The organism is Dyadobacter sp. CY343 (assembly GCF_021390335.1).
In the GTDB taxonomy this organism is placed as follows: Bacteria; Bacteroidota; Bacteroidia; order Cytophagales; family Spirosomataceae; genus Dyadobacter.
The window spans coordinates 466,990-485,242 of record NZ_JAJUXK010000003.1; the positions used below are offsets into that span (position 1 = coordinate 466,990).

Genomic DNA, 18,253 nt, shown 5'->3' on the forward strand with positions numbered 1-18,253 from the left:
ATTTTAGTTGGATCGGGGAAGTTTGATGTGCTGATTATGCTATACTGTAACGTTTTTCTGTTGGTATTTCTTTAAAGAATCGATCAAAACTTCATTTTCTTTATTTGTACCAACTGTAATTCTCAAGCAACCTTGGCAAAGGTGCACCCGGGACCTGTCTCTCACAATAATCGTTTCGTTGATCAGATAATCCATGACAGCTTTTGCATCTTCAAACTGTACCAGTAAGAAATTCGCATCAGAAGGGTTAATTTTTACAACGATCGGCAGGTCAAGCAGGCTGGTCTCAAGCACTTCTCTTTCTTCCAGAATATCAGCGACCATATTGTCTTTCGCGGCAATATGCTCCAAACCCGCCAGAAGTGCCTGCTGGGCCGGCAAATTAATATTATAAGGTGGTTTTATTTTGTTTAAAATCCGTACCAGCTCAACCGACGCGAAGCACATTCCCACTCTGAGACCAGCCAGTCCCCACGCTTTGGAGAAGGTTTGCAGCACGACCAGGTTTGGAAATTCGTCCAGGCGGCTCACCCACGAAGGTTTGTCGGTGAAATCAATATAAGCTTCATCCACCACGACCAGACCGTTGAAACTATTCAAGATCGTCTCAATCGCGCTGTCCTGCATATTATTCCCCGTCGGATTATTCGGCGAGCAGATCCAGATGATTTTAGTATTTTCTTTTACCGCATTCAAAACCGCATCCACGTCGATCTGAAAATCGGTTGTCAGGGACGCTTTATCAATACGAACATCATGAATGGAGGCGCTCACTTCGTACATACCATAAGTTGGCGGCATGATGATCACGTGGTCGCTTCCGGGGGTACAGGTTGCGCGCGTGAGCAGATCAATCGGCTCGTCGCTCCCGTTTCCTAAAAAGATCCGGTCAGCATTTACTTGCTTAATTACAGTAAGTTTTTGTTTGATCTCAGCCTGGTAAGGATCCGGGTACCGGTTATAATCCGCCTCGGTAACAGATCCGTAAGGATTTTCATTTGCGTCCAAAAAAATGCCGACGTGACCTGTGTATTCGTCTCTTGCAGATGAATAAGGCGCCAGCGTCAGGATGTGCGGCCGAAGTATTTTTTTCAGGTCAAAAGTATTGTTCATTCCATTTTTGCAGCTTAGCGCCACTTATTTTTTCTTGATAAAAACACAAAATACTTATTCCAGGCTCTTCAATCTCAAACTTACCGCTTTCCGGTGCGCTTCCAGCGACTCGGCTTCGGCCATCGCCTCCACAGTTGGCCCCAGATTTCGTATTCCTTCTTCGCTGATATGCTGTACTGTGATCTTTTTGACAAAACTATCTACCGAAACACCACTATAAGCTCTTGCGTAACCGTTTGTAGGCAAGGTATGGTTCGTTCCCGATGCATAATCGCCGCAGGATTCGGGGGTATAGTTTCCTAAAAAAATGGAACCTGCATTAATTATCTTCTCTGAAACCGCTTCTGCATTTGCTACACTTAATATCAAATGCTCGGCTGCATATTGGTTTAGCAGATCAATCGCATCAGCCTCTGATTCCAACAGAATAGCTTTACTGTTCGCAATCGCCTGAGCCGCCACATCTTTTCTGGGCAGTCTTTCAAGTTGCGAGGGAAGTGCCAGATTAACGGTAGAAAGCAATTTTTTACTCGTCGAAACCAACAATACCTGACTATCAGGCCCGTGCTCAGCCTGTGAAAGCAAATCGGCAGCAACGAATGCAGGTACTGCAGTATCATCAGCATAAACAGCTACTTCCGACGGTCCAGCCGGCATATCAATCGCAATACCTTCGCTGCTTACCAGCATTTTGGCAGCAGTAACGTATTGGTTTCCAGGTCCGAATATCTTGTAAACTTTTGGGATTGACTCAGTTCCGTAAGCCAGTGCAGCAATCGCCTGCGCACCTCCTACCCGGAAAGCTTTGGTCACGCCAACCAGCCCGGCTGCATACAATATAGCAGGATGGTCGGACGGGGTGCAAAGAATTATTTCCTTACAACCTGCGATCTGCGCCGGGATTCCGAGCATTAAAACCGTGCTGAATAAGGGTGCCGAGCCGCCGGGAATGTATATTCCGACTTTTTCAATACCCACACTTTTGCGCCAGCAGGTTACGCCGGGCATCGTCTCGATCTTCTCGGGCGATTGCAGCTGGCCCTTATGAAATTTGTAAATATTCTTGTAAGCCTGCCCGATCGCAGCTTTCAATTCTTCATCCAGCAGGTCGCCCGCAGCGGAAATAGCATCCTCAGAGAATGCGATCTCGCCCAAATGCACTTTATCAAACTTCAAAGCGAGTTCCCGCACCGCCTTATCTCCTTCATTCCTGACCTGTTCCAGAATCGGGAGCACTCTTTGTTCAATATCCTTGGTTTCCTGAACAGGCCGGGTAAGCAGCGCGCTCCACTGAGACCTGTCGGGAAATGGAATAATATTCATATCGCTAAACGAATGCCGGTTTCGAGGCGGCTATTTATTGGATCATTTTTTCAATAGGTATTACCAGAATACCCTCTGCGCCTGCCTGGCGGATCTTTTCAATATTTTCCCAGAACTCATTTTCATTGATCACCGAATGCAGCGAACACCAGCCTTCGGTAGCAAGTGGCAAAATGGTAGGAGAACGCATTCCCGGCAAGAATCTTGAAATGTTTTCTACTGCGTCCGTAGGGCAGTTCAGCAGAATGTACTTGTTATTTTTCGCTTCCTGAACCGATTTAATGCGGAACAAAAGCTGATCCAGTAACCCCTGCTGCGTTTGAGAAAGTTGTTTACTGGCGATCATCACAGCTTCCGACCGGAAAATCGTTTCGACTTCTTTCAGTCCGTTGCTCAATAACGTGCTACCCGAGCTGACAATATCACAAACCGCGTCGGCCAGCCCGATACTCGGTGCTATTTCGACAGAACCGCTGATCTCGTGGATCTGCGCTTTTACGCCATTTGCTTCCAGATATTTACCTAACAATCGCGGATAAGTTGTCGCAATGCTTTTGCCTTCCAGATCGTGCACACCGTCATATTGATGCTCGCGCAAAACGCCTATTGACAATCTGCATTTGGAAAAACCCAGTTTATGAACTGTATCTACGTTTTTGTCAGACTCTTCCGAAACATTTCCACCTACAATCCCGAGGTGCGCGACGCCGTCTTCCACATATCCCGGAATATCGTCGTCCCGCAAAAACAGGATCTGCGCAGGGAAATTAGTCGCGTCGGTTTTGAGCTTTCCGGCCCCGTTGTCAAAACGGATTCCGCATTCTTTGATCAGTTTTAAAGAATCTTCACTTAATCTTCCCGATTTCTGGATTGCAATTCTAAGTATATCGTCATTCATCGTATTTCCCTATTAAATTTCTTTGGTTAATGCATTAATGATCTCGTCGGCGCTCAATTTCTGCTGTTCGCCGGATTTCATATTCTTCAAGGTTAGCATTCCCGACTGCATTTCATCGGAGCCGATCAATATCACGTACGGTATACTTTTACGATCTGCGTAATCCAGCTGCTTTTTCAATTTTACTGAATCGGGATATATCTCGGCGTTTATTCCTGCTTTTCTGAGTTTTGGTAAAATGGCCAGACCAAAAGTAAATGCTTCTGCATCAAAATTGGATATCATCACCTGCGTACTCGCATTCTGACTTTCGGGAAAAAGATCTAATTCTTCCATTACATCATAAATCCGGTCGACACCGAGGGAAATTCCTACACCCGAAATTCCCGGAACGCCGAATGTACCGGTCAGATTATCGTAGCGGCCGCCGCCTGAAATACTGCCGATCTGCACATTTTTTGCTTTCACTTCGAAAATCGCGCCGGTATAATAGGAAAGGCCGCGTGCCAGGGTAACGTCAAACTCTATCTGCGGGTTTTCAATGCCCAGCACTTTCACCATCGCCCACACTTCTTCCAGTTCCTGAATACCTTTTAAAGCAATCTCCGAATCGGCTAGCCACGTTTTCAGTTCTGCAAATGGTTCTTTTTCATTGGAAAGAACAAATATAGGTTCGAGTTTCTGAACGCTAAGTTCAGAGAATCCGCGTTCGAGCAGTTCTTCAACTACCTTATCTTTCCCAATTTTATCAAGCTTATCAATCGCCACGCAAAGCGGACCTTCCATGCCCGAAGCGCCCACCATTTCGGCTATTCCCGTGAGTATTTTTCTGTTATTGATTTTTACTACAAAATCCTTGATTCCCAATGCAGGCAGAATATCATGCAGTAACATCACAATTTCCGCTTCACAAAGCAGCGAATCCGTCCCTACTACATCTGCATCGCACTGGTAAAACTCGCGGTACCGGCCTTTCTGAGGTCGATCGGCGCGCCAGACAGGCTGGATCTGGTATCTTTTAAAAGGCATTGCCAGCGTTCCGCGGTTCATGACCACGTATCTTGCAAAAGGCACTGTGAGATCGTACCTGAGCCCCTTTTCAGAAATCTTGCTGGTTAGTGGCTTGTAACCTTCCTGCCAATCCTGGTCCGAAAGCTTGCCGCTGAAATCACCGGAATTCAATATCTTGAAAAGCAGCTGATCCCCTTCGTCGCCGTACTTTCCCATTAAAACCGAAAGATTCTCAAAAGCAGGCGTTTCCAGCGGAAGGAAACCGTATCGTTGAAAGGAACGACGAATGGTATCAAAAATAAAAGTCCGCTTCACCATTTGTTCGGGACCAAAGTCACGGGTTCCGCGGGCTAGGGATGGTTTACTCATTATATGGATTGGGTCAAAAAAATGCGCCTTATTCAGCTTGCTGAGGGGCAAAGTTAGCCAGCTTATGCAATAATTGTGATTATGAACTACATTATTTCATATAAAATGATTAATTTTGCGGCTCTTTCACAAAACAATATTTTACAATGGGAGTTACGGAATTGAAACGTAAAGGACGCAGAAACAAAGCGGTAGCAAACAACCGCACTGCTAAGATCAAAGATCTTTTACGTAAACCAGAGGTTCGCAATGTCGATGTGGAGGCTATAAAGGCGCAGTTTGAAGCTAACAAAAAATAAATTGGCCTCTCCGAAAAATGATTCAACTAGTCCTGTCAATCTGCTTTGATAGGGCTTTTTGCTTTTTTAGCCGATTTGGATTTACCCGAAGATTTGGTATTGACCTTGCGAACCAGCTGACGCATACTCCGGCGCGTTTCGCGGCGAACGTGAAGTAATATCCTGAAACGAATCGCCTCGCCAAACATGATCAGTCCGCCGTTGATCAGCGCCAGGCTGTACAAACCCAGCACCACCCACACCTGAGTAGGCTCTCCAATGCGCCGCTCGTGGGCCGCCTGGCTGAGTACGGTAAGACCAAAGCTGAACAGCAACAGGCCGCATGGAGCAAGGATCATCCACTTGGTACGTGTCGACATCTGCTTTATCAGCCTCTTACCCGGCGGCTTTGGATCAATGGAAGGAATCATTCGTAGGTTTTTCAATACTTATAATCCTAAAATTATTAATTTTTAGTTAATTGACTTAATGAAATCGATCATTAGTTTAGTCTTAAGATATATCCCCCGCCCCTATCTTCAACTGGTCGGACACTGGGCAGCGCGTTTTTTGAGCATATTTTACATTGGTAACAACGTGCAATGCCCTGTCTGCGAAAGCAAATACAGAAAATTCCTCCCTTACGGACGCAATACTTCGAGCCGCGAAAACGCATTGTGCCCGGGCTGTCTTTCACTGGAACGCCACAGGTTAATGGGATTGTATTTAAAACAAAAAACCAACTTCTTCACGGCCGATCTGAAAGTGCTGCACGTAGCGCCGGAATACTGCTTTATCGACCGTTTTGAGAAGATGAAAAACCTCGATTATATTACCGCCGACATCGAATCGCCGCTTGCAAAGGTGAAAATGGATATTCACCAGATCCCTTTTCCGGAGAATACATTCGACGTTGCTTTTTGTAATCACGTAATGGAGCACGTAGATGATTATATACTGGCAATGAGCGAGTTGTACCGCGTATTAAAGCCGGGCGGCTGGGCTTTGATCCAATCGCCGCAGGACCTGAAATACGCAACTACCTACGAAGACGCTACAATTACCGACCCCAAAGAAAGAGAAAAGCATTTCCTTCAAAATGACCATTTGCGGCTGTTTGGAAGGAACTACGGAAGAGAGTTGGAAAAAGGCGGGTTTACCGTGAAGGAAGACCGTTTCGTGATGGACGAATTATCAAAAGCAGAAGTGAAACGGTACGCTTTGCCCGAAGAAGAGATCGTTTACTTCTGCCAGAAACTCGCTTAACCAACCAGAATTCAGGAAGGATATTCGATAGCCGCCCCGGTTTCGCGGTGCGATTTTTTCTCCCAGATCCGTTTCCAGCCTTCCTGTAAAAAGCCGGTACCATAGCCAAAAAGCTGCACAAAAGCGGCCGCAACTGCCAGGAAAGCGACATTGAGTTGCTTGGTTTTCGCCAGCGCGTCACCGAATAAGATCAGAATATAGAGTACCAGGAAGCCGGCTCCCAGGTAGAAGAAAGGTTTGAATACTAAAAACCAGACTGGAATGCTGCAAACCGCAAGTGTGAAAAGCAACGGGAATGCGTGAACCAGTTTTAGTTCGTCGGGATAAAACCGCGCGATATTGATGCGTGCGCGGCCGAAGAATTTAAGCTGGCGGAAAAACGGTAAAAATTTGGTCCTTCGCTTGTGGTAAATGAATGCTTCCGGGATCAAAGCCGACTTAAATCCCAGCCTGATCGCCGCGATACTGAATAGGATATCCTCCCCCATTCTACTGGTCAGAAACCCGCCGGTTTTTTCCCAAACCTGTCTCGAAAGCCCCATATTGAAGCTTCTGGGATGGAATGTGCCACCCATATTGTTCTTTTTTCCCCTGATTCCGCCGGTTGTAAACAGGGAAGTCATCGAGTAACTGATTGCTTTCTGGATCGGTGTAAATGAGGGGTGATCAGTGTCGGGGCCGCCGTAAATATCGACGTAAGCCGTATTTAATTTGTCTTCAACGATAGCAAGATAGTCGGGTTCGACGAGCGCGTCGGAATCCAGCAGGATAAAATAATCGCCGGAAGCTCTCTCAAAACCGTGGTTTCTTGCAAAACCCTGACCACCATTTTCCTTGAAGAAATATTTGATATCGAGCCGCCCCGCAAACGCCGCAACTACCTGATCAGCTTTCACTTTTGAACCGTCTTCCACGACTACAACCTCAAAATGCTGCAAAGTCTGGCGGGCGAGGCATTCCAATAATTCCTGCAACTCGTCGGGACGATTGTAAACAGGAATTATGAAGGAATAGAAGCGCATTTTGTCGATTGAATGGTTGTTAATGAAGGTTTAATACCTCTTTTAAAGACTCCTCATTTGCCTGAATTACCATATCCAAATGCTTGTCTGTCAATGCAGTCGAGAGGAACATACTCTCAAACTGTGAAGGTCCGAGGTAAATGCCTTTATTGAGCATTGCGTGGAAATATTTGCCAAAAAGAACCAGATCCGAAGATTTCGCAGAAGGGAAATCTGTTACCTGCTGGTTGGTAAAAAACAGGGTATACATCGAACCGATCTGATTCAATGTATAGTTCAGGCTCAGTTTCTGTAAAGAAGCTCTAAAACCGTCTGCGAGCTTTTTACCCGATTCTTCCAATTGCGTGTAAACCCCGGGGTGGTCGTTGAGATAGTTCAGCATCGTCAAGCCTGCCGCCGTCGCGATCGGGTTACCCGACAGCGTTCCTGCCTGGTAAACAGGTCCTGCCGGAGACACCCAGTTCATAATATCAGCGCGACCGCCATAAGCGCCCACGGGCATGCCGCCGCCTATTATTTTCCCTAGTGTAGTCAGGTCGGGCTTAATGCCGAACCTTTCCTGTGCGCCGCCTTTCGCGAGACGGAAACCGGTCATTACTTCGTCTAGAATCAATACAATACCTTCCTCATTACAAATCTTCCGCAGTCCTTCCAGAAATCCCTCAGCCGGCAAAACGCAGCCCATATTCCCTACAACTGGTTCCAGGATCAATGCGGCAACTTTGTTTTTATTGGAGTCAATCAACTGCCTTACCGCTTCCAGATCGTTGAAAGGCGCGGTCAGCGTATCATTTGCGACGCCTTTGGTCACGCCCGGACTATCCGGCGTACCAAAAGTAGCAGCCCCGCTTCCGGCAGCGATCAGAAAACTGTCGCCGTGGCCGTGGTAGCAGCCCTCAAACTTAATGATCTTATCCCTTCCTGTAAATCCGCGTGCAACACGAATCGCCGACATCGTTGCCTCGGTACCCGAGTTCACCATCCTTACCTTTTCTATGGAAGGTACCATTTCCACGATGAGCTCTGCCACTTCCACCTCGCGCCGCGTAGGCGCCCCAAATGAAAAAGAATGCTGAATCGCGTCGGATACTGCCTTTTGGATCAGTTCGTGCGCGTGTCCGAGGATCATCGGCCCCCAGGAATTGATCAGTTCAATATATTCGTTTCCATCCTCGTCGTAAACGTACGGTCCCTTTGCGGACTTAATAAAAATCGGGGTACCTCCTACTGCCCGAAATGCTCTTACCGGAGAATTTACGCCGCCGGGAATGTATTGCTGCGCCTTTTCAAAAAGTGCCTGACTGGTTGAAGTATTCATTATCGAATCGTTGAATTATCTGTCGACGGGAACCCACTTGGACCCGTTGTATTTTAAAATGGGTGTAATCTGATTTTCGTTGGACTTGGTGTAATCGAATCCAGCCAGCAGATATTCGCTGTCACCATGCCTTTTAGCCTGGATACCCGACGCCAGCTTATCCTTGTGCTGGTTGAGCATTCTGGCAAAAAACGTGAGCTGGTCGTAGCCCAGGTACGAATATACCGACGGGAATGTGCTGGTTTTGTTCCAATAATTCCGCTGAAACTGTCGGATACTTTCCTTTTCACGGTCCACATAATCCGGGTCTATCAAAGCTAGTCTGGAACCGTATCGTGAAATCCTCGACTGTTGTGGATTAAAGCTTGTTGAAGTCGCCACTACCGGGGTTACCGTCAGTTTGCGGTTATTCAACACTTCGATCAGGTTCGGTCCCGACGATCCATCGGATGAAAACAATGCAATATGTGCTGGTTTTGCTGTTTCGAATGAAGGAATGTTATTTTCGAGCCACTCGCGATCCGGTTGGATCCTGACCATTGCAGTAACCCGCCCGCCATTGCTCTTCCACTCGTTGGAATAGGAAGCCGCCATGGCAGAGTCTTTGGAGGTATTTCCGTAATAAATAATGGCAGAAAGTCCCGGGGACTGCGTTTTCATATATTGCGCAGCTTGCTGCGTCTGGTAATTGATCGATGGGTGTCCGAGATAAATGTTCGAAGCTGATTTTAATAAGGTAGCGTCGGTAGAAAGCGGATTCACCATCAATGTGCCGCTTTGCGAAACATAGTCGGCGGTTACATCAAATGTATTAGCATAAAGTGGCCCGATCACAATATCTGACTGCTGAAAATTCTTGTTACTCACAATGTTTTCCATCGGTCCGGCTTCATTATTGACATCATAAGCCCACAAATTCACCTGAATTCCCTCAGTAGCCAGTTGCTCTTTCGCCATCGTGAGCCCAAGATAGTAATCGTAAGCAAACTGATTCGATCTGCGTCTCGTGCTGCTAAATTCATCCAGTCTGAACGGCAGCAAAACGGCCACATCCAGGTATCCCTTTGTCCATTGTCCTTCACTTCTTGGCGCGCTGCGCTTGGGAGTTTCGGCCGCGGCTGCCGCTACTTTTTCTTTATTGCTGAATTTAAATTGCTTTTGAAGCGAAGCAGCGTACGATTTGTCAATCTGGGAGGCAGACGGGGCTTTTTCTATGAATTGAATCAGGATCAATGCAAGATCGCGGTCAGTTGGATATTGTTTTTGCAGACTAACCAGCGTAGGCAGGTCGCCAACAGTTGCGAGATGATGCTGCTTCAAACCCTGTACATCTTTCGCGAAAGAGCTGTCCTTGATTTTAAGTAAGCTCTCCAAACCTTCGTTAATCTGTCCGGATTCCAGCCCGATCGCGCCTAAGAGGTAATATACATCATTGATCCTGTTCCAGCCAGGGTAGCTACTTTGAAGCTGCACGAGCATTTGCCGGCTTTCGCGATACCGTTTCTGCTGGTAAGCCGATAATGCATAATAGTATTGTGCGTAAGGAGTATAAGATGCCTTAACGGTCGATTTGGTGATCGGTGCCAGCTTTTGCATTGCTGCCGCATATTTACCCTGCTTGTAATCGTTGACGGCAGACCTGTAAACCCCCTCAGATTGTGGGGTTACCTGCGCTAAGGTTGATTGTGGTGAGGTGAAAAGAGCCGCCAAAATCAATAATATCAAAATTCTCATCGGAATTAGTGGTCAGGTGGTGTTGAGAGCGAACAAGTTAGGAAACTTGTATGAAGAGAAAAAAACGGGCAACATTCCCTTTTGGAAATATTGCCCATATATTACGATTCAAAAAAGCTTTTATTTCTTTTTAGCGCGTTTCTCTAGTTCGGCTTGCTTTTTCTTCGCTTCGTCCGCAGCTTGAAGAGACTTCTCAAGATACTTCTGGAATTTTGTCTGTTTCTTCTCGCCGTTCGCGTTTTTTCGTCTGTTTTCATCCAGGATCGCGCGGATCTTGTCTTCATTTACAAAACGTTTGATCAGCAACTGCTGCGCGATGGTAACAATGTTGGAAACGAAGTAGTAGAATGTCAAACCAGCCGGGAAAGAGTTCAGTACGAACATGAACATCAGCGGCATAATGTATCCTAACACCTTCATATTCACCGGGCCTGGCTGCGTAGGAGTGATCTGATTGTTATAATATGCATAACCGATACTCGAAGCGGTCATCAGCACTGTGAAAAGACTAATGTGATTTCCTACACCAAAAGGAACTGTAAAAGGGAGTTTCAGGAAAGAATCATAGGTCGAAAGATCGGGTGCCCACAGGAACGATTGCTGCCTCAATTCTATCAAATTCGGGAACAAGAAGAAAAGCGAGAACAGGATCGGCATGGTGGCGAGTACGGGAATACAGCCACTCAGCGGACTTACCCCTACCTGTTGGTAAAGCTTCATCTGGTCCTGCTGCTGCTTCGCCATATCGTCGGGGTTCTGGTTTCTGATCTGTTCCAGTTCCGGTGCGAGGAGCTTCATTTTCGCCATACTGATGTACGATTTGTAGGTCAGCGGCGTAAGCAGTGTTTTTACAAATAATACCAACAGAATGATCAGCAAGCCATAATTGCTCACAAATTTCTCGAGGAAATTAAATAAAGGAACCAGGAAAAATTTGTTGATCGGTTTCAGAAATGCATATCCGAGATAAACATTCTGATCAAAATTTTCTGCCTGCACTTTGTCTACCAGGTGATAATCATTTGGCCCAAGGAAAAACTGAAAATTAGCCTCTCCTTTTTGAATAGCCGCCATTGGTATTCCGGCAGTAACACCCATCGTTTTCACGATCACAGAATCATTTGGATTCACATCCGCGGAAAGTGCTACATTATTGAAGGGATGTTTTTCTGAAATAAGTCCGGCAAGGAAGTATTTGTGTTTGATTGTAAACCATTTTACCGGGTCAGCTGTCTTGTCGGCTTCCGGTGAAGTTGCGCTCGTTGGCAGGCTTAGGAGTTCGTCCGTGTAGTAGTTGATAGTCACTACTTCACGGTTCTTAGCCATATCATTTTCAAGCTGCAACAGGTCATTTTTCCAGTTGATGATCGCCGACTTATCGCCTAGCGCTGCTCCGTTGGATTTAATGCTGTAATCGATCACATAACCAGAACCATGTACTACATAAGTTTGCTCTACAAACTGGTTGTTTTTCAGGTTGGTCCGGTAAGTAATCACCGCCGAATCCTTCGCACTCAACTGCTGATCTTTCGAATCTGTTGAAAAATAAGCATTTGTCAGCCTTACATCGCCGGTTTGTGTAGGGAAATCGATCTGAAATTTGTTGTGGTTTTCAGCGATCAGGTAAAGCGGCTTCTGGTCGTAGGTTTTATATTTTTTCAGCAATACCTCCTTTAATACACCTCCTTTATTGGTAAAAACAACACGTGTATCCTGCGTTTCAATTACCAGGTCCTGCGGGGTTACGCGGGCAACGGTATCACTGATTTGGGATGCAATTTCACTGGAATCTGTCGCTGCCGATAGAGTAGCTGTCGCTCTGGGGGTATTTGTTGTAGTTGTTTGCTCCACAGGCGTTGGTTCCACAGTCTTCGGAACCAGGATCTGGTAGCCAATCAGCATTAGCATGATAAGTACTAAGCCGATGATAAAATTTTTATCCATTATTTACTTAAATTGTTAAAAGACACGTCCCTAGGGGACGGCAAAGGTAATAAGATTTTCCTTTAAAGGATTTCCCGACTAGTTCATCGACGGATTTAGCGTTTCCACAGACCTTTTTTGAAGCGAGTAAGAAAGCGCAGCCTTCACAAAGTGAACAAAAAGCGGATGCGGGTTCATTACTGTACTTTTCAACTCAGGGTGGAATTGTACGCCTATATAAAATGGGTGGCTTGGAAGCTCTACCATTTCAACCAAATCGTTTTCGGGATTGATACCCGTCGCCATAAGTCCATTGCCTTCAAAATCTTTCAGGTATTTGCTATTGAACTCATACCGGTGACGATGGCGCTCGCTGATATTGGTTTTACCATAAATGCGGGAAGCAAGAGTGTCTTTCTTAATGCGGCAGGAATAAGCTCCCAAACGCATTGTTCCCCCTTTATTGGAAATATCTTTCTGATCTTCCATTAAGTGGATCACCGGGTGGTCGGTGGTATTGTCCATTTCTACCGAATGCGCACCTTCCCAGCCGATCACATTGCGGGCGTACTCAATTACCGCCATTTGCATGCCCAGACAAATCCCGAAGAATGGAATGTTATTTTCCCGAACGAACTGGATCGCAGCGATTTTGCCCTCAATACCCCTTTCACCAAATCCCGGTGCTACCAATACTCCGTCCAGATTTTCCAGTTTCTCAGCGATATTATCCGCAGACAGACTTTCGGAGTGGATCCACTCAATATGTACTTTGCATTCATTCGTCGCACCGGCGTGAATAAAGGATTCCACGATCGACTTGTACGCATCGTGCAGCTCGACATACTTACCTACCAACCCGATACGAACCGAATCGACCGGATTTTTCAGTCTCGACAAAAACGTTTTCCAGGAGTCCAGATCCACGTCTTTATCATTATAAATATCCAACATATAAAGCGCGCGCTGATCCAGGCGCTCTTTGAGCATTAATAGCGGAACCGCATAAATGGTATCCGCATCCATCGCCTCGATCACCGAATTGACCTGCACGTTACAGAACAATGCGATCTTTTTACGGATATCGTAAGGAAGCGGATGTTCGCTGCGGCAAACCAGAATGTCCGGCTGAATACCCGATTCCTGCAACATTCTTACCGAGTGCTGGGTAGGTTTCGTTTTCAGCTCGCCGGCCGAATTGAGGTATGGAATGAGGGTAAGATGGATCACCAGCGTGTCGTGCTCGTTCATTTCAAACTTTACCTGACGCACTGCTTCCAGGAATGGAAGTGACTCAATATCTCCGACGCAGCCACCAATCTCAGTAATTACGATATCGTAATCGCCGGTTTGGCCGAGCAGCATCATATTGCGCTTGAGCTCGTCGGTAATGTGCGGAACAACCTGAACGGTTTTACCCAGAAAATCGCCACGGCGCTCGGCTGTGATTACGTTGTGGTAAACACGTCCGGTCGTGACATTATTGGCCTGGGAAGTACGAACGTTCAAGAAACGCTCATAATGGCCCAGATCGAGGTCAGTTTCGGCACCATCGTCCGTTACGTAACACTCACCGTGTTCGTAGGGATTCATAGTTCCGGGATCAATATTGAGATAAGGATCGAACTTTTGGATCGTGACTGAGAGCCCGCGGGCTTGCAGTAATTTTGCTAATGAAGAGGCAATTATTCCTTTGCCTAGTGAAGATGTAACACCGCCCGTAACGAAAATGTACTTCGCGGTCTTTTGTGCTTTAGCAGCCATAAGACGTTGCTGTTTTTCTATGATTACGGGATACAAAGATACACGATTACGGGAAGAATCTTAGTGGAGGTAGTTAATTAGTTGGACGGCAGGGACTAATCGTTTGTCAGTCTGATGGGTTACGAAATATAAATATTTTACTTCGACATAGCGATAGCTGAACGGAGGCGCACTCTCGTTTATAATTTTTTCAAAACAGACTTCAAAATGAGTCTTTATAAACTAAATTGAAAAACTTCCGGATCTGCATTTCCGGCCATTTTCCTCAAACCTTTCACTAATTTATTATGAAAAAAAAGATATTACTCGCCGCCTTGCTCCTCGCTGGTCCCTTCACATTCGCTCAGAATGCGACTGACAGTCAAACGCCGCTTAACATTATCGTCTTCGGCGCCCACCCCGACGACTGTGACCTCGGGGCAGGAGGTATTGCTTCCATTTATTCATCTATGGGCCACAAAGTCAAATTTGTTTCGCTCACGAATGGAGACGCCGGGCACCAGGATATCGGCGGCGGCGAGCTCGCGAGAAGGCGGCTGGCCGAAACAAAAGAAGTTGCGAAGCGCCTGGGCATTTCTTACGACGTACTGGACAACCACGACGGGGAACTGATGCCGACGCTGGAAAACAGACTAGCTGTGATCCGCAAGATCCGCGAATGGAATGCAGATGTGGTGATTGCGCCGCGCACGAACGATTATCATCCTGATCACCGCAATACCGGTGTGGTTGTTCAGGATGCAGCTTATTTGGTAATCGTGCCAAATATCCTTAGCAGTGTGCCTCCATTGACCAAGAACCCGGTTTTCCTCTATTTCCGTGACAGGTTTCAAAGACCAAATCCATTTCGCCCGGATATTGCTATTGATATCACCAATATTCTTGCTAAAAAGGTAGAGGGACTTGATGCGCATGTTTCCCAATTTTATGAGTGGCTGCCCTGGACAAATCAGGATCTTGCTAACGTTCCAAAAGATGTAGTGGAGCGGAAAAAATGGCTGCTTAATGCGATGGAAAAACGGTCGGCGGTGAACCCTGAAATCAAAGTTTCACTCGAAAAATGGTACGGTGCACAGAAGGCAAAAGATATTAAATATGTCGAAGTCTTTGAAATTTGTGAATACGGTAAGCAGCCGGACGAAGCCGAAATTAAACGCTTGTTTCCAATGCTTCCGAGATAAGAAATTATAAATGGACGCAATAGAAAAAGTCCCGTTTCGGAAAATCAAAATTGCATGATTTTCCGAAACGGGACTTTACATTTTCATTCAAATATCTGCTCGAGTACGAGGTTCACTACGATAGCCTATCCTTGAAACTCTCATAACCAAAGCTTCGAATCAACTTAAATTCTCCCTTAGAATTCCATAAACCAATGGAAGGTAAATTAACGCCGTTAAATGTTGTCGTTTTGACCATGGTGTAGTGGATCATGTCCTCAAATATAATTTTATCTCCAATAGCCAGCAGCGCATCGAATGAGTAATCTCCCATAAAGTCGCCGGCCAGACAAGTCATACCGCCCATTCGATAGGTAGGTTTACCTGCCACCGGTTCCTGGTGCGCATTAATAATTGCTGGCTTGTAGGGCATCTCCAAAGTGTCGGGCATGTGCGCTGCGAACGACGTATCCAGTATCGCTACATCGATACCCTGGCTGTCCATTACATCAAGTACCGTTGTAACCAAAACTCCGGTCCGCCAGGCTATTGCTGAACCCGGTTCGAGAATAACTTCCAGGTCATATTTAGCTCTGATATTACTAACTAACTTGATTAGCTTCTCAATATCGTACCCTTTTCTAGTCACCAAATGCCCGCCGCCCATGTTCAGCCACTTCGCTTGATGCAGCAAATCACCAAACTTTTCTTCCAAAGCGGCCAGTGTTCGCTCCAAAGTATCGGATCCGTTCTCGCATAATGTATGAAAGTGAATTCCATCGACTCCCTCTGGTAAAATATCAGGCAGCTTATCACGCGTCACGCCCAGCCGGGAGCCTGGTACGCACGGATTATACATTTCGGTAGCCACTTCTGAATACTGCGGATTTACGCGGATGCCGCAGGAAAGTGAATGTTCAGGATTCGCACTTTTAAATGCCTCTACCCTATCCTTAAACCGTTCCCACTGGCTTAGCGAGTTGAATGTAATGTGGCTGCTGCGTTCCAGGATCTCCGAAAACTCGCTATCCAGGTAAGCCGGCATATAGGTATGCGACTGCACGCCCATGAAATCGTTGATCAGCTTTACCTCGTTCAGCGAACTTGCCGTAGCGCCGCTCAGATATTCCTTTACGATCGGAAATGCGCTGTACATCGAAAATCCTTTGAGTGCGAGAATGATCTTGCAGCCCGCCGCTTTCTGCACAGAATCGATCAGTTCAAGGTTTTTTCGCAGCAATTCTTCTTCCAGGACAAAGCACGGCGAAGGTATTTGTTGATAATCTATTGGCATTTTGTAAATGAATGAGGTATCGAAACCGGTAAAATGTAATGTTTACATAATTTTGTACGCAAATTAACAGGTTTGAGTTTCCGCGACCGCAATCAATTTAATATTAAGCTCTCCTCAATACTATGTCTTTTCTCGTACTTGATATTGAAATGACCGGCCCTGAGCCCGGTTGGAACGAAATCATCCAGATCGGAGCCGAGTTCTTCGACGACAACTGGAACGCCCGCGGGACTTACCTTCAAAACGTATATCCTGAAAATGAGGAGGCTTTTTCGGTAAAATCGGAGGAAGTACACGGGCTTTCCCTCTCCGATCTTGCAGATGCCCCGATGATTTATGATGTGCTGCCGGAATTTGAAAAGTGGATCAAGAAAATGAATGCGGGTAAGCCGGGATTATCCAATGTGATCATTTGCGGGCAAAGCGTGATCAACGATATCAACTTCCTGAGGTTTGCGTACAGGAACGAAAAAATGAAGTGGTCGTTCTCTAACAAAATGTTGGACCTCCACACTGTCTCCTATCTCTTCTTTCAGATCATGGAAAAAAATGGAAAGACCGTCCCGCGCTCGCTGAGCCTGGGTTCGGTGGCAGGATATTTTGGTTTTGAACGGGAAGAAGATACCCACAATGCCCTGGAAGATGCGCGGCTCACGGCGAAATGCTTTAAAGAATTTTTCAAACTCATCGACCGAGTTAAGTTTATATGATCGATTACAATCCCAAGGAGTGGTTTCGCTATATCTTCTATTTCCAGAAAGCGGATACTGTTCGCAAGCTGACTCCGCTGATTCTGACGATCGGTGTTTATTCCGCCATCGTCGCTTATCTCCTCCTGATCCATTTCAGACTCGGCGAGAATAATGATCTGAAAAATATCTCGTTGATGCATTCCCTGCTCGGCTTTGTGATTTCCATGTTACTGGTTTTCCGAACCAATACCGCCTACGATCGGTGGTGGGAAGGACGAAAAAAGTGGGGTTCCTTATTGAATGATAGTCGGAACCTTGCATTGAAAATGAATGGTCTGCTCGACAGGCAAATGAAAGATGAAAGGGCGTTTTTCGAAAAAATGATCACGAACTATGCTTTTTCATTAAAAAACCACCTCCGCAATCAATTCATTATCGAGGAGTTTGAAGACACAGCCTTTTTTACAAGATCCGACCTCAAAGCGGACGAGCATATTCCCAATCAGATTGCCTCAGCGATGTTTCATAAGGTGATCGAATTACAGCGGGCGGGTATCATATTGCCGGAGCATACGATATTACTGAATACGCAGCTCGAATCTTTCACCGATATCTGCGGCGCCTGCGAGCGGATCAGGAATACGCCTATTCCACTGTCTTACAGTTCTTTTATTAAAAAGTTCATTTTCACTTACTGCCTTACGCTGCCAATCGGCTACGCATTTAGTCTGCATTTTCTTGTTATTCCTTTCGTGATGTTCGTCTTTTACATTCTTGCGAGTTTGGAAGTGATAGCAGAGGAGATTGAAGATCCTTTCGGCGTAGATAGCAATGACCTGCCGATCGAGCGCATTTGTAATAGTGTCAAAACTTCCGCAAAGGCACTGCTCTCGTGACAGATTTCCACAAAGCTGTCAGTAACTTATTAGAAGTTTGTTAGAAACTTGTTAAAATTTAACTTTTTTTCAAAAAAACTGAAACGCGCGATTAACACCCGTTTTTCTCAAATTTCAATTTTTATCTTAAATCAAAGGTTTGATCAAAACGAGCTTTTTAAAAATTTTCAATAATCCGATAAAAATCGACGA

At 45.9% G+C, this 18,253-nt stretch carries 16 protein-coding genes; 5 read left to right on the forward strand and 11 right to left on the reverse strand.

The window, feature by feature from the left end; all coding sequences use genetic code 11:
* Positions 1-39: 39 nt before the first annotated feature.
* From hisC to hisS, 4 genes are read right to left on the reverse strand one after another with little or no spacing between them, the layout of a single operon-like run.
* Complete coding sequence (hisC, locus tag LZG94_RS10210) at positions 40-1,113, reverse strand: histidinol-phosphate transaminase (RefSeq protein ID WP_233791794.1); 1,074 nt, start codon at positions 1,111-1,113, stop codon at positions 40-42.
* Positions 1,114-1,167: 54 nt separating this feature from the next.
* Positions 1,168-2,436, reverse strand: a complete 1,269-nt coding sequence (gene hisD / locus LZG94_RS10215) for a histidinol dehydrogenase (protein WP_233791795.1) — start codon at positions 2,434-2,436, stop codon at positions 1,168-1,170.
* 34 nt (positions 2,437-2,470) lie between these two features.
* A complete protein-coding gene (hisG, locus tag LZG94_RS10220; RefSeq protein ID WP_233791796.1) occupies positions 2,471-3,334 on the reverse strand; it encodes an ATP phosphoribosyltransferase in 864 nt (287 codons plus the stop codon).
* A 12-nt stretch (positions 3,335-3,346) separates the two neighbouring features.
* Positions 3,347-4,714, reverse strand: a complete 1,368-nt coding sequence (hisS, locus tag LZG94_RS10225; protein ID WP_233791797.1) for a histidine--tRNA ligase — start codon at positions 4,712-4,714, stop codon at positions 3,347-3,349.
* Positions 4,715-4,860: 146 nt separating this feature from the next.
* On the opposite strand from hisS, the gene LZG94_RS10230 reads away from it, so the two are divergent.
* Entirely contained in the window at positions 4,861-5,013 is a 153-nt protein-coding gene (locus LZG94_RS10230; protein WP_166444435.1) for a hypothetical protein, read from the forward strand.
* 35 nt (positions 5,014-5,048) lie between these two features.
* On the opposite strand, the gene LZG94_RS10235 is transcribed toward LZG94_RS10230, so the two are convergent.
* Positions 5,049-5,423 (reverse strand): hypothetical protein, encoded by a 375-nt coding sequence (locus LZG94_RS10235; protein WP_233791798.1) that lies wholly within the window; start codon positions 5,421-5,423, stop codon positions 5,049-5,051.
* A gap of 58 nt (positions 5,424-5,481) precedes the next feature.
* Here LZG94_RS10235 and LZG94_RS10240 point away from each other — a divergent pair, with 58 nt between their 5' ends.
* Complete coding sequence (locus tag LZG94_RS10240; protein ID WP_233791799.1) at positions 5,482-6,258, forward strand: class I SAM-dependent methyltransferase; 777 nt, start codon at positions 5,482-5,484, stop codon at positions 6,256-6,258.
* Positions 6,259-6,269: 11 nt separating this feature from the next.
* On the opposite strand, the gene LZG94_RS10245 is transcribed toward LZG94_RS10240, so the two are convergent.
* The 5 genes from LZG94_RS10245 to LZG94_RS10265 form a co-directional block, all read right to left on the reverse strand.
* Positions 6,270-7,280 carry a glycosyltransferase family 2 protein gene (locus LZG94_RS10245; protein ID WP_233791800.1) on the reverse strand — a complete coding sequence of 337 codons (1,011 nt, stop codon included), beginning with the start codon at positions 7,278-7,280 and terminating at the stop codon, positions 6,270-6,272.
* Positions 7,281-7,299: 19 nt separating this feature from the next.
* Complete coding sequence (gene hemL, locus LZG94_RS10250; RefSeq protein ID WP_233791801.1) at positions 7,300-8,598, reverse strand: glutamate-1-semialdehyde 2,1-aminomutase; 1,299 nt, start codon at positions 8,596-8,598, stop codon at positions 7,300-7,302.
* Between the two features lie 15 nt (positions 8,599-8,613).
* Positions 8,614-10,332, reverse strand: a complete 1,719-nt coding sequence (locus LZG94_RS10255) for an ABC transporter substrate-binding protein (RefSeq protein WP_233791802.1) — start codon at positions 10,330-10,332, stop codon at positions 8,614-8,616.
* A gap of 120 nt (positions 10,333-10,452) precedes the next feature.
* Positions 10,453-12,276, reverse strand: coding sequence for a membrane protein insertase YidC (gene yidC, locus LZG94_RS10260; RefSeq protein ID WP_233791803.1), 1,824 nt, complete (start codon positions 12,274-12,276; stop codon positions 10,453-10,455).
* 78 nt (positions 12,277-12,354) lie between these two features.
* Positions 12,355-14,019 carry a CTP synthase gene (locus tag LZG94_RS10265; RefSeq protein WP_233791804.1) on the reverse strand — a complete coding sequence of 555 codons (1,665 nt, stop codon included), beginning with the start codon at positions 14,017-14,019 and terminating at the stop codon, positions 12,355-12,357.
* Positions 14,020-14,306: 287 nt separating this feature from the next.
* Here LZG94_RS10265 and LZG94_RS10270 point away from each other — a divergent pair, with 287 nt between their 5' ends.
* Complete coding sequence (locus LZG94_RS10270; RefSeq protein ID WP_233791805.1) at positions 14,307-15,200, forward strand: PIG-L deacetylase family protein; 894 nt, start codon at positions 14,307-14,309, stop codon at positions 15,198-15,200.
* Between the two features lie 115 nt (positions 15,201-15,315).
* Here LZG94_RS10270 and nspC read toward each other — a convergent pair whose 3' ends face one another.
* Entirely contained in the window at positions 15,316-16,473 is a 1,158-nt protein-coding gene (gene nspC, locus LZG94_RS10275; protein WP_233791806.1) for a carboxynorspermidine decarboxylase, read from the reverse strand.
* Positions 16,474-16,595: 122 nt separating this feature from the next.
* On the opposite strand from nspC, the gene LZG94_RS10280 reads away from it, so the two are divergent.
* On the forward strand, positions 16,596-17,183 hold the full coding sequence (locus LZG94_RS10280; RefSeq protein WP_215233299.1) for a 3'-5' exonuclease: 588 nt from the start codon (positions 16,596-16,598) through the stop codon (positions 17,181-17,183).
* Complete coding sequence (locus LZG94_RS10285; RefSeq protein WP_233791807.1) at positions 17,180-18,061, forward strand: bestrophin family protein; 882 nt, start codon at positions 17,180-17,182, stop codon at positions 18,059-18,061. Before LZG94_RS10280 ends, LZG94_RS10285 begins: the two co-directional genes overlap by 4 nt.
* Positions 18,062-18,253: the final 192 nt, after the last annotated feature.

Bases quoted from the DNA above. Each gene is read 5' to 3' on its own strand.
- hisD (WP_233791795.1), bottom strand. From the start codon at position 2,436: ATGAATATTATTCCATTTCCCGACAGGTCTCAGTGGAGCGCGCTGCTT.
- LZG94_RS10285 (WP_233791807.1), top strand. From the start codon at position 17,180: ATGATCGATTACAATCCCAAGGAGTGGTTTCGCTATATCTTCTATTTC.
- yidC (WP_233791803.1), bottom strand. From the start codon at position 12,276: ATGGATAAAAATTTTATCATCGGCTTAGTACTTATCATGCTAATGCTG.
- LZG94_RS10230 (WP_166444435.1), top strand. From the start codon at position 4,861: ATGGGAGTTACGGAATTGAAACGTAAAGGACGCAGAAACAAAGCGGTA.
- LZG94_RS10245 (WP_233791800.1), bottom strand. From the start codon at position 7,280: ATGCGCTTCTATTCCTTCATAATTCCTGTTTACAATCGTCCCGACGAG.
- hisC (WP_233791794.1), bottom strand. From the start codon at position 1,113: ATGAACAATACTTTTGACCTGAAAAAAATACTTCGGCCGCACATCCTG.
- hisS (WP_233791797.1), bottom strand. From the start codon at position 4,714: ATGAGTAAACCATCCCTAGCCCGCGGAACCCGTGACTTTGGTCCCGAA.
- nspC (WP_233791806.1), bottom strand. From the start codon at position 16,473: ATGCCAATAGATTATCAACAAATACCTTCGCCGTGCTTTGTCCTGGAA.
- hisG (WP_233791796.1), bottom strand. From the start codon at position 3,334: ATGAATGACGATATACTTAGAATTGCAATCCAGAAATCGGGAAGATTA.
- LZG94_RS10270 (WP_233791805.1), top strand. From the start codon at position 14,307: ATGAAAAAAAAGATATTACTCGCCGCCTTGCTCCTCGCTGGTCCCTTC.
- LZG94_RS10240 (WP_233791799.1), top strand. From the start codon at position 5,482: ATGAAATCGATCATTAGTTTAGTCTTAAGATATATCCCCCGCCCCTAT.
- LZG94_RS10265 (WP_233791804.1), bottom strand. From the start codon at position 14,019: ATGGCTGCTAAAGCACAAAAGACCGCGAAGTACATTTTCGTTACGGGC.
- LZG94_RS10280 (WP_215233299.1), top strand. From the start codon at position 16,596: ATGTCTTTTCTCGTACTTGATATTGAAATGACCGGCCCTGAGCCCGGT.
- hemL (WP_233791801.1), bottom strand. From the start codon at position 8,598: ATGAATACTTCAACCAGTCAGGCACTTTTTGAAAAGGCGCAGCAATAC.
- LZG94_RS10235 (WP_233791798.1), bottom strand. From the start codon at position 5,423: ATGATTCCTTCCATTGATCCAAAGCCGCCGGGTAAGAGGCTGATAAAG.
- LZG94_RS10255 (WP_233791802.1), bottom strand. From the start codon at position 10,332: ATGAGAATTTTGATATTATTGATTTTGGCGGCTCTTTTCACCTCACCA.